Here is a 14,558-nt window from a genome sequence, read left to right as displayed (position 1 = left end):
CCGATGCCGGTTACCGTACTGCTCGTCGACGACGAACCCCTGGTGCGCGCGGGTCTGCGCGCGGTCCTGGACGCCCAGCCCGACATCGAGGTGGTGGGCGAGGCCGCCGACGGAGCCTCCGTCATCCCCCTCGTGCGCCGACTCCGGCCGGACGTGGTGGCGATGGACGTGCGGATGCCCCTGCTCGACGGCATCGAGGCGACCCGGGCCGTCCTGCGGTCGGTGGACTCGCCACCGAAGATCATCGTGGTCACGACCTTCGAGAACGACGAGTACGTCTACCAGGCGCTGCGCGCGGGGGCGGACGGGTTCCTGCTGAAGCGGGCCCGGCCCGCGGAGATCGTGCACGCGGTGCGGCTGGTGGCGGAGGGGGAGACGCTGTTGTTCCCCTCCGCCGTGCGGTCCCTCGCCGCCGAGTACGGCAACCGGCGGGCGCGCGCCGTCCTGGAGCATGCCGCGCTGACCGAGCGGGAGGAGGCGGTGCTGCGGCTCATGGCCCGCGGGCTGACCAACGTGGAGATCGCCCGCGAGCTGATCGTGGGCACAGAGACGGTCAAGTCGCACGTCAGCGCGATCCTGGGCAAGCTGGGGGCGCGTGACCGGACCCAGGCGGTGATCACCGCGTACGAGTCCGGGTTCGTCTCGCCGGGCTGAGGGGCCGCTTCTCGCCGCCGCGCCGGAGGCGCAGTACGATCCGGCTGACAGGGCCGCTAGCTGGGAGGACACACGTTGGGGCAGCTGACCGGCGGGGATCCCTCTCTGCTCAGGCGGATCAATTCGGCCGTGGTGCTGCGCGCGTTGCGTGCGGCCGAGTCGCCGACGCTCACCGACCTCACCCGGGTGACCGGGCTCTCCCGGCCGACGGTCGAGGGGGTGGTGGAGGGTCTGATGGGCGCGGGTCTGGTGGTCGAGGCCGACGCGGAGGAGGGTGCGCGGCGGCAGGGCCGGCCGGCGCGGCGGTTCCGCTTCCGCGCCGAGGCCGGCCACCTGCTGGGCGTCGAGATCGGCGCGCACCGGATCGCGGTGCTGCTGTCCGGGCTGGACGGCCGGGTGATCGGGGCCGGAACCAAGGACGTGGCCGAGACCGCGTCGGCCGACGAGCGGCTGGAGCGCGTCAGGGCGGCGGTGGCCGATCTGCTGCGCCGGGCCGGTATCCCGCGCGACTCGCTGCGGGCGGTCGGTGCCGGCAGTCCCGGCATCGTGGAGGCCGACGGAACGGTCCGCCTCGGGACGGCGCTGCCCGGCTGGACCGGGCTGCCCCTCGGGGAGCGGCTGCGGCGCTCGTTCCGCTGCCCGGTCCGGGTGGAGAACGACGCCAACGCGGCGGCCGTCGCCGAGCACTGGAAGGGTGCGGCGCGGGACACCGACGACATGGTGTTCGTGATGGCCGGTCTCAGTCCGGGTGCGGGCTCCCTGATCGGCGGCCGGCTGCACCGCGGCTTCGGCGGCGCGGCGGGCGAGATCGGCGCGCTGCACCTGCTGGGCCGCGAGGCCACCCCGGAGCGGCTGCTGTCAACGACGGGCGAACCGCTGCATCCGCTGGACGAGCCGGCGGTCGCCGAGGTGTTCGCGATGGCCAGGCGGGGCGACGAGCGGGCGGTGGCCGCCGTGGACCGGTTCCTCCAGCGGCTGGTGCACGACGTGGCGGCGCTGGTGCTGGCGATGGATCCGGAGCTGGTCGTGGTCGGCGGGTGGGCGGCCGGCCTGGACGGGGTGCTCGATCCGCTCCGGCGGGAGCTGGAGCGGTACTGCCTGCGGCCGCCGAGGGTGGCGCTGTCCCTGCTGGGGGAGGCCGCCGTGGCCACGGGGGCGTTGCGGCTCGCCCTGGACCACGTGGAAGAGGAGCTGTTCGCGGTGGAGAAGACCGTCACCGCCCGGTGACGCCTCCGGTTCGGCGTCGGTCGCTTCCGGCGGGACGGCCGTGCCGCCGCTGCGCGGAGCGGTCCGCCTGCCCCGCCCCGGCTCCGCTTGCGCTGCGGACGCGGGCGGGGCCGTGAACGCCCCCGCCGGTCAGGAGGCGGCGCGGGTCTCCGTGATCTCCATGCCGGTGTCGCCGAAGGTGAGGCGGCAGGTGTCGGCGCGATAGGTGGCCACCGAGACCGCGGCCGTGCCCTCGGCGGTGAAGTAGCGGGTGGTGACCAGGAGCACCGGGGCGCCCGGCAGCCGGTCCAGCTCCTTGGCGTCGTCGGCGCGGGCGGAGCCCAGCTCGACCGAGCGGTCCTGCCCGTCCAGCTCGAGCCGCTGGAGTTCCCGCAGGACGGCTCGCGCCCGCGCGGGCCCGGCGGGGGCGTCGATGGCGGAGAGCCCGGGGACGGAGGCGGCGGGTACGTAGAGCAGCTCGGCCGCGACGGCCTGGCCCTGCGTGACACGGGTCCGGCGCACGGTGTGGACGGGCTGGCTCGCGGCGGTGCCCAGCAGCGCGAGGACCGCACCCGCGGGAACGGTGTCGACGGCGTCCACGGCCTCCCAGCCGTCGGCGCTCTCACCGGGCCACGCGTGTCCGGCGCTGCCGACGGCGACGCCCACGCGCGGCGGGGCGACGGTCGTGCCGACGCCGCGGCGACGCTGCAGGCGGCCTTCGAGTTCGAGCTGTTCCAGGGCCTGCCGCAGGGTGGCGCGGGCGACTCCGAAGCGGGCGGCGAGCTCACGCTCGTTCGGCAGGACCTCGCCGACCGCGAAGTCCCGGTCCAGCGCCTCGCTGAGCACGGTCTTGAGGTGCCAGTACTTCGGCTCCGGTACCGATTCGAGCTGCGTGGTCCCCACCCTGACTCCTCCTGCAATCGCCGCCGTCGCCGTGTCGGGCGGCATTTCCAGCGGCAGTTCCGCGCCGCAGTTCCGCGCCTTTGTTTATTAAAGGTTCCTGCACTATCCCTGCGACCATAGGTCGGCACCCCCCCTTGGTCAAGACCAATCCTCGCCACCCCGCCGGGCAGATCGGGCATATGTAGCAAGACGTTCACAGGATGTTCGTGCCCCCCGCACGTTTCCCGAAGGCCCCACCCGGCCGGCTACCGGACGGTAATGATGGGGGCGGTCTCTCCGACGGCCCCTCCCACTCGCGTCCACCCGACGAGGAGCAGCATGACCGCCACCGTCTCCTTCCCCATCGACTCGCCGCTGGGCCCCCGCACCGCCACCGTCGCCTACGAGCGCAAGGGCGCGGGCGAGCCCCTCCTCCTGCTGCACGGCATCGGCCACCACCTCCAGGCCTGGCACCCGGTCTCCGACCTCCTGGCGGCCGAGTACGACGTGATCGCCGTCGACCTGCCCGGCTTCGGCGCCTCCGGCCCCCTGCCGCCGGGGGTCCCGTACGACCTCGCCACCGTCGTCCCGGCCCTCGGAGCGCTCTGTGCCGCGCTCGGCGTCGAGCGCCCGCACCTCGCGGGGAACTCCCTCGGCGGGCTGCTCGCCCTCGAGATGGGACGCCTCGGCACCGCCCGCTCCGTCACCGCCCTCTCCCCCGGCGGGTTCTGGTCGGAGGCCGAGCGGGTCTACGCCTTCACCGCCCTGCGCGCGATGCGGGCCGGCGCCCGGGCCCTGCCCCGCCCGGCCCTGGAGCGGCTCGCGCGCAGCGCCGCGGGCCGCGCCGCGCTCACCGGCACCATCTACGCCCGCCCGGGCCGGCGCGCCCCGGAGGCCGTGGTCGCCGAGACCCTCGCCCTGCGCGGGGCCGCGGGCTTCGAGCGGACGCTGGCCGCCGGCGGATCCGTACGGTTCGCCCACGACCTGCCCGGACTCCCCGTGACGATCGCCTGGGGCTCCCGCGACCGGTTGCTGCCGCCCCGCCAGGGCGTGCGCGCCAAGCGGGCGCTCCCCGGGGCCCGGCTGGTGCGGCTGCGGGGCTGCGGGCACGTGCCGATGAACGACGATCCGGCGCTCGTGGCCCGGGTCGTCCGCCAGACGGCGCGCGCCGCCGGGCCCGTGGAGGCGTGACCGCGGGCCCCCTGCCGTGATCCGCTGGCGGGTGTTCACCCGCGGTTCGCGTGGGCGACCCGGCCGGTCTGGTGTGCGACGCCACACTGGACCGGCCACCCCCCCCAGCCGCCCCTGGAGCCGCACCCATGGCCTCGATGCCCCACACCCGACGGTCCCTGCTCGGCGGGTCGCTCGCCGTCCCGGTGGGCCTGGCCCTGTCCACGGCGCTCGCCGCGCCCGCGCTGGCCGCCTCGCCCCGGGTCCCCGCCTTCACCCGCTCCGGCCGCCCGGCCGCCCTCTGGGGCGTCCAGTGCGGTGAGATCACCGCCCACTCGGCCACCGTCTGGGTCCGCTCCGACCGGGCGGCGCGGATGTACGTCGAGACCTCCCCGAGCGAGTCGTTCCGGTACGGCGTCCGCCGCCACGGCGGCCCCTTCCTCGGCCCGGCCACCGACTTCACGGGCACCACCACCCTGCGCGACCTGCCGCCCGGCCGGCAGATCCACTACCGGGTCGTGCTCACCGACCCCGACGACCCCCGCCGTTGCAGCGATCCGGTCCGCGGCGGCTTCCGCACCACGCCCGTCTCGCGCCGCCAGGACGTGCGCTTCCTGTGGTCCGGGGACCTCGCGGGCCAGGGCTGGGGCATCAACCCCGAGCTGGGCGGCTACCGCGTCTTCGACGAGATGCGGCTGCGCGACCCCGACTTCTTCCTCTTCAGCGGCGACACGATCTACGCCGACGGACCCCTCAAGGCGGCAGTGCCGCTGCCCGACGGCCGCGTCTGGCACAACGTCACCACCGAGGAGAAGGCCAAGGTCGCCGAGACCCTCGACGAGTTCCGCGGGAACTTCCGCTACAACCTGCTCGATCACAACCTGCGTGCGTTCTACGCCCAGGTACCGGTCCTGGCCCAGTGGGACGACCACGAGGTGCGCAACAACTGGTACCCGGGCCAGCTGCTCGACGACCCGCGCTACACCGTCAAGGACGTCGACACCCTCGCGGCCCACGCCCGCCAGGCCTTCGGCGAGTACTTCCCCGTGACCGACCTGCGGGGCGGGCGCGCCGAGGGCCGGATGTACCGGGTGCTGCGGCACGGTCCGCTGCTGGACGTGTTCGTGCTCGACATGCGCACCTACCGCGACGCCAACTCCCCCGGCCGCCAGACCGACGACCCGGTCGGCATCCTCGGCACCGAGCAGCTGGCCTGGCTCAAGCGGGAGCTCTCGCGTTCCCGGGCGACCTGGAAGGTGATCGCCGCCGACATGCCGCTGGGCATCGTGGTCCCCGACGGGGCCGTGGACTTCGAGGCGGTCGCCCAGGGCGACCCGGGGGCCCCGCTCGGGCGCGAGCTCCAGATCGCCGACCTCCTGCGCCACATCAAGCACCAGCACATCACGGGCACCCTCTGGCTCACCGCCGACGTCCACTACACCGCCGCCAACCACTACGCCCCCGAGCGCGCGGCCTTCTCCGACTTCGCACCGTTCTGGGAGTTCGTCTCCGGCCCCGTCGGCGCGGGCGGCTTCCCGGCCGGCAGGCTGGACGCGACCTTCGGGCCGCGGACCGCGTACGTGCAGTCGGCGCCGGTCGCCAACATGTCCCCGGCGGAGAACCCCCCGTACTACGGCGAGGTCGAGATCGACGGCGACAGCGGGGAACTCACCGTGCGGTTGCGCCGCCAGGGAGGGGACGTACTCTTCACCCAGGTGCTCCAGCCGGGCCGCGTCGGCCAGCCGTGAGGCACCGGCGCGGCCGTTCCGGCCGCGGTGCCACCGGCTGAAACCCATCGGAAAACCGGGTGAAACGGGCCAGAGCGACACTTAACCAGTCGGTCACAGATCGTTCGTGGTCACGCAACACCCGGGCGTCACAGTGGTGTGCATGACTGACCGTAACCACACGACCGCCGCCCCGCACCCCCACCGCCACCACTGGCGCCGGGACCTCGTCGAACTCGCCGCCCTCTTCTGCGCCGTCGCGGTCGCCGACGGCATCGCCAATCTCGTCGCGCACGGTCCCCGCGGCCCGCTCCTGCTGGTCGCCTCGGCCGTCGCGCTGCTGGTGACGGCGGGCTTCCACACCTGGTGGGCCCGCCGGCACAGCCATGCGCCACCGGCCGCCGGGGGCGCCTCCGGTCCGCCCCCGGCAACAGCGCAGGAAACGGCCCCGACCACCGCGCCCGCCGCGGGCGCCCTGTGGCGGATGCGGACCACCGTGCGCGACGAGCCCGGCAGCCTCGCCTCGTTGTGCACCGCGCTCGCCCGCAACGGAGTGGACATCCTGACCCTCCAGACCCACCCCCTCCCCGAGGGCGGCACCGTCGACGAGTTCCTGCTGCGCGCACCCCAGCACCTGGCCACCGCCGGCCTGACCCGGGCCGTCGCCCGGGCCGGCGGCCGCAGCACCTGGATCGAACGCGCCGACGCCCACGACCTGGTGGACACCCCCACCCGGGTCCTGGGCCTGGCCACCCGCACCGCCCTGGACGCGGCCGAACTGCCCCTCGCGCTGCGCCAGCTGCTGGGCCGCTGCACCATCCACTCGATCCCCGCCACCACCCTCTCGGGCCGCCCCAACGCGGGCGGCGACGCCCCGGTGGAGGGCGTCCTGGAGGCCACGGTGATGCGGCTGCGCGACCCCTCGGGCGGTGCGATCACCGTGGAACGCCCGTACCTCCCCTTCACCCCCACCGAGTTCGCCCGCGCCCGCGCCCTCGTGGAGCTCGACGCCCGCCTCGGCCCGCGCGTCCCCCGGAGCCGGGACGTGCTGACCCTCCCCGAGGGCAACGAGATCACCGTGCGCCGCGCCGACGGCTCCGACCTGGCAGCCGCCCGCGCCATGCACGACCGGTGCAGCGAGCGCACCCTCGCCCTGCGCTACCACGGCCCGGTCGCCGACGCCGACCGCTACCTCGGCCACCTGCTCAGCCCGCGCTTCGGCCGCACCCTGGCCGCCACCACCGCCTCCGGCAGGCTCGTCGCCCTCGGCCACCTGCTGTGGGACGGGGACGAGACCGAGGTCGCGCTGCTCATCGAGGACGAGTGGCAGCGCAGGGGCATCGGTTCGGAACTGCTGCGCCGGCTCCTCGCGATGGCCGTGGAGGCCGGTTCCGACAGCGTGTACGCCGTGACCCAGGCGTCCAACACCGGCATGGTCGCGGCCATGCGCGGCCTCGGCCTGCCCCTCGACTACCAGATCGAGGAGGGCACCCTGGTGGTCACGGCCCGGCTGGACCCGGCCAAGGCACTCAGGCGTCCGGAATCCGGGCTCCGTCAGGAGAACAAGCCCGTATGGTGATGACGTAGGGGTGTCGGCCGTACGAAGATGTCCGCATGTCAGACACCCTCCACAGTGACAGCGCAGCCCTTCTGCCCCGGCAGGTCGCCGACGCCTACGTCGACGGACTCATCGCCATCGACCCGATCATGGGCACCTACCTCGGTGTCGCCGCCAGCTCCGGCTCGCTCCCCGACTTCTCCCCCGCCGGCCGTGCCGCCCGCGCCCGGCTGTCGCGCGACACCCTCGCGAAGCTCGACGAGGCCGAGCGGCTGCCCGGCGCCGACACCGACGGCGAGCGCCGCTGCGGCCGTCTGCTGCGCGAGCGCCTGACCGCCGAACTCGCGGTCCACGAGGCCGACGAGGACCTGCGCACCGTCAGCAACATCCACTCCCCGGCGCACGAGGTCCGCGAGGTCTTCACCCTCACCCCGGCCGACACCGAGGAGGACTGGGCCGCGATCGCCGAGCGGCTGCGCGCCGTGCCGGCCGCCTTCGCCGGCTACCGCGAGAGCCTCGCCCTCGGCCTGGAGCGCGGGCTGCTCGGCGGCCCCCGCCCCACCGCCACCTTCGTCGGCCAGCTCACGACCTGGGCCGGCCAGGACGGCGACGGCGAGCGGGACTTCTTCGGGGAGTTCGCCTCCGCCGGCCCCGACTCCCTGCGCGCCGAGCTGGACGCGGCGGCCGCCACCGCGACCGCGGCCGTGGTCGAACTGCGGGACTGGATGCGGGACGTGTACGCCCCGGCCGTCGCGGACGCCCCGGACCCGGTGGGCCGCGAGCGCTACGCCCGCTGGTCGCGCTACTTCAACGGTACGGACCTGGACCTGGACGAGGCCTACGCCTACGGCTGGTCCGAGTACCACCGCCTGCTCGGCGAGATGAAGGCCGAGTCGGCCAAGATCCTGCCGGACGAGGCCGATCCGTGGAACGTGCTGCGCCACCTGGACGAGCACGGCACCCACATCGAGGGCGTGGACGAGGTCCAGGCCTGGCTGCAGGGCCTGATGGACGAGGCCATCGCCAACCTCGACGGCACCCACTTCGAACTGGCCGAGCGGGTCAAGCGGGTCGAGTCCAAGATCGCCCCCTCGGGCGGCGCGGCGGCGCCGTACTACACCAACCCCTCGGAGGACTTCTCCCGCCCGGGCCGCACCTGGCTGCCCACCATGGGCCAGACCCGCTTCCCGGTGTACGACCTGGTCTCCACCTGGTACCACGAGGGCGTTCCGGGCCACCACCTCCAGCTGGCGCAGTGGACGCACGTCGCCGACCAGCTGTCGCGCTACCAGGCGAGCGTCGGTCTCGTCAGCGCGAACGCCGAGGGCTGGGCCCTGTACGCGGAGCGCCTGATGGACGAGCTGGGCTACCTCAAGGACGCCGAGCAGCGCCTGGGCTACCTGGACTGCCAGATGATGCGCGCCGCGCGGGTCATCGTGGACATCGGCATGCACCTGGGGCTGGAGATCCCGCAGGACTCCCCCTTCCACCCGGGCGAGCGCTGGACGGTGGAGCTGGCGCAGGAGTTCTTCGGGCGGCACAGCGGCCGTCCGGCGGACTTCATCGAGAGCGAGGTGACCCGCTACCTGTCGATGCCGGGGCAGGCGATCGGCTACAAGCTGGGCGAGCGCGCCTGGCTGCTGGGCCGGGACAACGCCCGTGCCGCGCGCGGGGAGTCCTTCGACCTGAAGGCCTGGCACATGGCGGCGCTCTCGCAGGGCTCGCTGGGCCTGGACGACCTGGTGGACGAGCTCTCGCGGCTCTGACCTGCCGGAACACGCACGGCGGCCGCCCGCTCCCCGACGAGGGGACGGGCGGCCGCCGTGCGTGCGGCGCGGCTCAGCAGCCGCAGTCGTCCGAGTCGGTGGGGGCGGTCAGCGGGTCGGCCTCCGCGCGCCGCTGCGGGCCCTCCCAGGTCTCGACCTCGAAGCCCTCGCGGATCCAGTACTCGATGCCGCCGAGCATCTCCTTGACCCGGAAGCCCAGTTCGGCCAGGGCGAGTGCCGAGCGGGTGCCCCCGTTGCAGCCGGGGCCCCAGCAGTAGGTGACCACGGGGAGCTCCTTGTCGAGGAGCTTCTCGGCCTGTTCGGGGATCAGCGCGGTGGGCAGGTGGACCGCACCGGGCACGTGGGCCTGGTCCCAGGCCGGGGTGGAGCGGGAGTCGACCAGCTGGAAGCCGAGCTCCGCGCCCCGCTCGCGGTGCGCCGCGAAGGCGGCGGCGACGTCGGACACGTCCGCGTGGAAGGCGAGGCTGGCCGAGAAGTAGGCGGCGGCCGCGGCCGGGCCGGCCGGGGGGACCCGCAGGACGGGGTTGGCGGGGGCGGGGGCGGTCGTGTGGTTCGTCGTCGTCATGGCTCAGAATCTATGAACTGCTGATCATTCCGGGAAGTGGGATTCCCCGGCCTTCACCTTGTTCGACCGGGGATTCCCCTGCTAGACCAGCGCCATGACCGGATATTCCCCCGACGCCACCGACTGGCGCATCCTGGCGGCCCTCCAGCAGGACGGCCGGGCCAGTTTCACCGAGCTCGCGCGCGCCGTCTCCATGTCCGCGAGCGCCGTCACGGAGCGGGTCCGCCGGATGGAGGAGGCCGGGATCATCACCGGCTACACGGCCGTCGTGGACCACGAGAAGCTCGGCAAGGCCATCCTGGCGCTGGTACGGCTGCGCTATCCGCACGGCAACTACAAGCCGTTCCACGACTTCCTGGAAGCGACACCGGAGATCCTGGAGGCCCACCACGTGACGGGCGACGACTGCTTCGTGCTCAAGGTCGCCGCCCGCTCGATGGGACACCTGGAGGAGGTCACCGGCCGGATCTCCGGCCTCGGCCCGGTGACCACCAGCGTCGTGTACTCGTCCCCGCTGGCGCGGCGGCCGCTCAGTCCGTGACCCCCGCCGTGCGGTGGCGCACCACCGAGCCGCCGCGCTGCTTGACGATCTCCAGCTGGGCCTGGACCCGGGTGCGCAGGTCGCCGACGTGGCTGACGATGCCGACGCTGCGGTCGCGTTCGCGCAGCGAGTCCAGTACGTCGAGCACCTCGTCCAGGGCCTGGTCGTCGAGGCTGCCGAAGCCCTCGTCGATGAAGAGGGTGTCCAGCCGCATGCCGCCCGCCTCGTCGGTGACCACGTCGGCCAGCCCCAGGGCCAGGGCGAGGGAGGCGAAGAAGGTCTCGCCGCCGGAGAGGGTGGCGGTGTCCCGCTCGCTGCCGGTCCAGGCGTCCACCACGTGCAGCCCCAGGCCGGAGCGTCCGCGTCCGCCCGACCGGGCGTCCGAGTGGACGAGGGTGTAGCGGCCTCCGGACATGCGCAGCAGGCGCACGGTCGCGGCGGCGGCCACCTGCTCCAGGCGGGCGGCCAGGACGTACGACTCCAGCCGCATCCTGCGCTCGTTGTCGGCGGAGGTGCCCGCGGTGAGCCCGGCGAGGCGGGCCACGCGCTCGTAGGCCTCGCGCAGCGGTCCCAGGGCGCGCAGCTCCTGCTCCGCCTGGCGGGAGAGCCGGTCCAGCTCGGCGCAGCGGACCCGGGCGGCGTCCACGGCCGACCCGGCGGTGCGCAGCCGGGCGGCGGCACGTTCCCGGGCGGCCTCGGCGGCCGCGGGGTCGGCCGGGGGCAGGGCGGCGGCCGCGGCGGTGTCGGCCTCGGCGCGGCGGTCGCCGAGCATCGCCTCCTCGGCCTGCCAGGCGTCCAGGCGGTGCTGGAGGGCGGTGCGCTCGTACTCGGGGAGCACGGCGCCTGCGGCCTCGGCGGTGGAGTCGAACCCGGCCTTGAAGGCGGCGTCGGCGAGCTGGCCGTCGGCCTCCTTCAGCCGCGCGGCGGTGGTCTCGGCGCGGCGCAGTGCGGCGGCGGCCGTCGTGACCATCCGGATGCGGTCCTCCAGGATCCGGGCGCGGGCCGCGACGCTGGGCGAGTCGCCCCGGACCAGGACCAGTTCGGCCTCCAGGGCGGCCTGCTCCCGGTCGAGGGCCTCGCGCCGGGAGGCCCGGGCGGCGGCCCGGCGCTCGGCTTCGAGCCGGTCGGAGCTGCGCGCCTCGTGTTCCCGCTCTGCGCGGGCGAGGCGTTCGCGGGCGGTGTGGAGCCCGGCGGCCTCGGCCTGGGCAGCGGCATGACGGGCGCTCAGGTCGCCCGTGAGGGCCAGGAGTTCCGCGGTGGTGGCGTCCCCGGCGGCGGCCGCCGCCTCGGCTTCGGCCTCCCGGACGGCGGCGAGCCGGCGCTCGACGGCGGCCCGGCGCTCCTCGGCCCGCTCGAAGCGGGCGTGGGCGGCGTCCTCGGCGGCCCGGTCGACGTGGCCGGGGGCGGGACGGGCCGGAGCGGGGTGCTGCGCCGATCCGCACACGGTGCAGGGCTCGCCCGGGGCCAGGGCCGCGGCCAGCTCGGCGGCGATGCCGCGCAGCCGGGCCTCCTTCAGCTCCAGCCAGCGTTCCCTGGCGGCGTACGACTCCTCGCGCACGGAGTCCAGCTCGCCGGCGGCGGTGTCCGCGTCGGCGGCGAGGGTGTCGCGGCGCCGGGCGGCGGTGAGCTGCATCCGGGCGGGCTCGAGCCGGCCGGCGAGCTGCTCGGCCAGGGTCAGGGCCTGCTGGGCGGCGTCGACCCGCTCCTGGAGGGAGGCATGGGTGGCTTCCCAGCGGGCCAGCCACTCGGCGGACTCCTGGTGCTGCTCGTCGGCGTCCCGGGACTCACGCTCCAGCGTGGCGCGCTCGCGGCCGATCTCGGCGCTGCGCTGTTCGGACCGCTGGGCGGCGCCGGCCGCGCCGAGGTCCTCGCGCAGGCGCTGCTCGACGGCGCCGAGCTGCTCGGTGCCCGCTTCGGCGAGGGCGGGCGGCAGCTCCGCCCGGGCGAGGGTCTCCGCGTGCGCGGCGGTGAGGTGGGCGGCGGCCGCGGACCCGCGCAGTTCCAGGGCGGGGGCCACGAGGGCGCCCCGGCGGGCCCGGTCCAGCAGCTCCCGCACGCGCTCGCGCTCCGGCGCGGCCTGCGCCAGCAGGTCGGCCCGGCGGGCGGTCTCGGCGTGGCGGCGCTGGAGCCGGTCGAGTTCGCGGGCCTCCTCGGCGGCGCGCCGGGCCGCGGCGTGCCGTCCCTCGGCGGCGGCCAGGGCGCACTCGGCGACGGTGAGCCGCTCGCGGGCGGAGCAGCGGGCCACGGCCGCCCAGGACCGGACGGCGCCGGCGAGGCCGGGGTCGCCGGGCTGGTGGGCGGGGAGCGGCCAGGCCCGCAGGTCGGCGCTGTCGCCGGCGGCCTGGGCGAGGCGCTGGGCGGCGGCGAGCACCTTCTCGTCGCCGGCGCGCACCCTGGCCTCGGCGGCCCGGCGGCGTTCGGCGAGCAGGGTCTCGACGGCGGCGAAGCGGCGGGTGTCGAAGAGCCGGCCGAGGAGCCGGCCGCGGGCCTCGGCGCCGGCCCGCAGGAACTGGGCGAACTCGCCCTGCGGGAGGAGGACCACCTGGCAGAACTGCTCGCGGCTCATGCCGAGGAGCTGTTCGACCTCCTCGCCGATCTCCTGGTGGGAGCGGCTGAGCGCGGTCCAGCCGTCGGGCGTGTGCTCGCGGAGCCAGGACTGGGCCTTGTCCCTGGTGGTGCCGGTGCCGCGCTTCTTGGGCCGGTCCTGTTCGGGGCGCCGGGTGATCTCCAGACGGCGGCCGCCGACGGTGAGTTCGAGGGCGACCTCGGTCGGGGTGTCGGGGGCGGCGTGGTCGCTGCGCAGGGTGGTGCCGGGGGCCTGGCGGGAGCCGGGCACGGAGCCGTAGAGGGCGTAGCAGACCGCGTCGAGGACGGAGGTCTTGCCCGCGCCGGTGGGGCCGTGCAGCAGGAAGATCCCGGCGCCGGACAGGGCGTCGAAGTCGATCCTCTGGGGTTCGGCGAAGGGTCCGAAGGCGGTGACCTGGAGCCGGTGCAGCCTCATCGGGCGGCCTCCCGGCGGCCGTCCTCGGACGCCGCGGCCTGGACGCGTACCTCGTCGAACGCTCCCCGCAGCACGGCCCGTTCGGCTTCGTCGGCGCAGCCGCCGCCGCGGACGTGGGCGACGAAGTCCTCGGCGATCTCCTGGTCGCTGCGGCCGCGCAGGCGCTGGGCGTAGGAGGCCGCGCCGTCGTCCTCGCGGCCCTCGGGCTCGAAGGCGAGGCTGAGGGCGTGGGGGAAGCGGGCGGTGAGCCGGGCCATCGGGTCCTGGGGGCGGACGGGGTCGGTGAGGACGGCCTCGACCCAGCTGTCCTCACGGCCGGTGAGGGCGGGGTCGTCCAGGAGGTCCTCCAGGCGGCCGCGCAGCCGGGCGAGGGGCCGCGGGACGGGGGTGTCGAGCCGCTCGGCGGCGACCTCCCCGGCCGGGCCGAGCTCGACGAGCCACATGCTCTTGCGGTGGTCGGCCTCGGAGAAGGAGTAGGCGAGCGGGGAACCGGAGTAGCGAACCCGTTCGTTGATCGTCTGGCAGCCGTGGAGGTGGCCGAGGGCCGCGTAGTCGACGCCCTCGAAGACCGAGGCGGGGACGGCCTCGACCCCGCCGACGGCGATGTCGCGTTCGCTGTCGCTGGCCTGCCCGCCGGTGACGAAGGCGTGCGCGAGCACGACCGAGCGGGTGCCCTCGGGCCGGCCGGCCAGGTCGGCGCGGACGCGGTCCATGGCCGCGCCGAGGACGGCCTCGTGGCTGACCCTCTCCGCGGCGAACTCGTCCTTGACCAGGGCCGGTTCCAGGTAGGGCAGCCCGTACAGGGCCACGTCGCCGTGCGCGTCGGCCAGCACCACGGGGTCGGCGCAGCCGGCCGGGTCGGTCCTGAGGTGGATCCCGGCCCGGCCGATCAGCCCGGCGCCGACGCCGAGCCGGCGGGCCGAGTCGTGGTTGCCGGAGATCATCACGGTGGGCACGCCGAGGTCGGCGAGCCGGTGCAGCGCCCGGTCGTAGAGCTCGACGGCGGGCAGCGGGGGCACGGCCCGGTCGTAGACGTCCCCGGCGACGAGGACGGCGTCGACGCCGTGCTCGCGCACGGCTCCGACGAGGTGGTCGACGAAGGCGGCCTGGGCTCCGAGCATGTTCACGCGGTGGAAGGACCGGCCCAGGTGCCAGTCGGAGGTGTGCAGGAACTTCACTCGACCGCTCCGACCCGCACGCTTGCTCTCCTCCGTGACCCGCTCCGACCGTCCAGGCTAACCGGTCCGCCGCCCGGCCCGGGCCCCGTCCCGGACACCGGACGGGTCGACCGCCCCGACGACCGACCCGGCGGACGACCCGGCGCCGGGGCGGTGGACCGGCCCCCGTCCGGCCTGTCCGCCGCCCCGCCGGGCCCGGTCCGTTTCGGGGGCGTGGCGTCGGCGCGAAACCTCTGCGGCCGGTGCTCCGTGGCGGCTTCGCGTGCTTGTCCGGCGTCCCGGGCGCCGG

Annotated in this window: 11 protein-coding genes; 7 read left to right on the top strand and 4 right to left on the bottom strand. The window is 75.3% G+C overall.

From position 1 onward, the window contains the following. Nucleotides 1–3 precede the first annotated feature (3 nt). Nucleotides 4–654, top strand: a complete 651-nt coding sequence (locus AB0469_RS28010; protein ID WP_366454227.1) for a response regulator transcription factor — start codon at nucleotides 4–6, stop codon at nucleotides 652–654. A 75-nt stretch (nucleotides 655–729) separates the two neighbouring features. After that, nucleotides 730–1,881 (top strand): ROK family transcriptional regulator, encoded by a 1,152-nt coding sequence (locus tag AB0469_RS28005; RefSeq protein WP_366454226.1) that lies wholly within the window; start codon nucleotides 730–732, stop codon nucleotides 1,879–1,881. 129 nt (nucleotides 1,882–2,010) lie between these two features. On the opposite strand, the gene AB0469_RS28000 is transcribed toward AB0469_RS28005, so the two are convergent. Continuing rightward, nucleotides 2,011–2,763 carry a GntR family transcriptional regulator gene (locus tag AB0469_RS28000; RefSeq protein WP_366454225.1) on the bottom strand — a complete coding sequence of 251 codons (753 nt, stop codon included), beginning with the start codon at nucleotides 2,761–2,763 and terminating at the stop codon, nucleotides 2,011–2,013. Between the two features lie 318 nt (nucleotides 2,764–3,081). On the opposite strand from AB0469_RS28000, the gene AB0469_RS27995 reads away from it, so the two are divergent. The 4 genes from AB0469_RS27995 (at nucleotide 3,082) to AB0469_RS27980 (ending at nucleotide 8,963) form a co-directional block, all read left to right on the top strand. Continuing rightward, nucleotides 3,082–3,933, top strand: a complete 852-nt coding sequence (locus tag AB0469_RS27995; RefSeq protein WP_366454224.1) for an alpha/beta fold hydrolase — start codon at nucleotides 3,082–3,084, stop codon at nucleotides 3,931–3,933. Between the two features lie 137 nt (nucleotides 3,934–4,070). After that, entirely contained in the window at nucleotides 4,071–5,660 is a 1,590-nt protein-coding gene (locus tag AB0469_RS27990; RefSeq protein ID WP_366454296.1) for an alkaline phosphatase D family protein, read from the top strand. Between the two features lie 142 nt (nucleotides 5,661–5,802). After that, nucleotides 5,803–7,218 carry a GNAT family N-acetyltransferase gene (locus AB0469_RS27985; protein WP_366454222.1) on the top strand — a complete coding sequence of 472 codons (1,416 nt, stop codon included), beginning with the start codon at nucleotides 5,803–5,805 and terminating at the stop codon, nucleotides 7,216–7,218. A gap of 35 nt (nucleotides 7,219–7,253) precedes the next feature. After that, complete coding sequence (locus AB0469_RS27980) at nucleotides 7,254–8,963, top strand: DUF885 domain-containing protein (protein WP_366454221.1); 1,710 nt, start codon at nucleotides 7,254–7,256, stop codon at nucleotides 8,961–8,963. A gap of 73 nt (nucleotides 8,964–9,036) precedes the next feature. Here the strand turns inward: AB0469_RS27980 and AB0469_RS27975 are convergent, their stop codons facing one another. Further along, on the bottom strand, nucleotides 9,037–9,549 hold the full coding sequence (locus AB0469_RS27975) for a rhodanese-like domain-containing protein (protein WP_366454220.1): 513 nt from the start codon (nucleotides 9,547–9,549) through the stop codon (nucleotides 9,037–9,039). A gap of 94 nt (nucleotides 9,550–9,643) precedes the next feature. Here AB0469_RS27975 and AB0469_RS27970 point away from each other — a divergent pair, with 94 nt between their 5' ends. Continuing rightward, the gene (locus AB0469_RS27970) at nucleotides 9,644–10,090 is read left to right on the top strand and encodes an Lrp/AsnC family transcriptional regulator (protein ID WP_366454219.1); all 447 of its coding nucleotides are present in this window, start codon (nucleotides 9,644–9,646) and stop codon (nucleotides 10,088–10,090) included. Here AB0469_RS27970 and AB0469_RS27965 read toward each other — a convergent pair. Continuing rightward, a complete protein-coding gene (locus AB0469_RS27965; RefSeq protein WP_366454218.1) occupies nucleotides 10,080–13,091 on the bottom strand; it encodes an SMC family ATPase in 3,012 nt (1,003 codons plus the stop codon). The two genes, AB0469_RS27970 and AB0469_RS27965, sit on opposite strands and share 11 nt — an antisense overlap. Beyond that, nucleotides 13,088–14,269 carry an exonuclease SbcCD subunit D gene (locus tag AB0469_RS27960; protein WP_366454217.1) on the bottom strand — a complete coding sequence of 394 codons (1,182 nt, stop codon included), beginning with the start codon at nucleotides 14,267–14,269 and terminating at the stop codon, nucleotides 13,088–13,090. Before AB0469_RS27960 ends, AB0469_RS27965 begins: the two co-directional genes overlap by 4 nt. Nucleotides 14,270–14,558 lie beyond the last annotated feature (289 nt).

Source organism: Streptomyces sp. NPDC093801, from assembly GCF_040701585.1.
Lineage (GTDB): Bacteria > Actinomycetota > Actinomycetes > Streptomycetales > Streptomycetaceae > Streptomyces.
The sequence above is the reverse complement of the archived record's forward strand: the minus strand, read 5'-3'. Positions and strand labels throughout refer to the sequence as shown.

Excerpts from the sequence above, each read along its gene's own strand:
- AB0469_RS27980 (WP_366454221.1), top strand. The coding sequence starts at position 7,254 with ATGTCAGACACCCTCCACAGTGACAGCGCAGCCCTTCTGCCCCGGCAG.
- AB0469_RS27985 (WP_366454222.1), top strand. The coding sequence starts at position 5,803 with ATGACTGACCGTAACCACACGACCGCCGCCCCGCACCCCCACCGCCAC.
- AB0469_RS27995 (WP_366454224.1), top strand. The coding sequence starts at position 3,082 with ATGACCGCCACCGTCTCCTTCCCCATCGACTCGCCGCTGGGCCCCCGC.
- AB0469_RS28010 (WP_366454227.1), top strand. The coding sequence starts at position 4 with ATGCCGGTTACCGTACTGCTCGTCGACGACGAACCCCTGGTGCGCGCG.
- AB0469_RS27965 (WP_366454218.1), bottom strand. The coding sequence starts at position 13,091 with ATGAGGCTGCACCGGCTCCAGGTCACCGCCTTCGGACCCTTCGCCGAA.
- AB0469_RS27975 (WP_366454220.1), bottom strand. The coding sequence starts at position 9,549 with ATGACGACGACGAACCACACGACCGCCCCCGCCCCCGCCAACCCCGTC.
- AB0469_RS27990 (WP_366454296.1), top strand. The coding sequence starts at position 4,071 with ATGCCCCACACCCGACGGTCCCTGCTCGGCGGGTCGCTCGCCGTCCCG.
- AB0469_RS27970 (WP_366454219.1), top strand. The coding sequence starts at position 9,644 with ATGACCGGATATTCCCCCGACGCCACCGACTGGCGCATCCTGGCGGCC.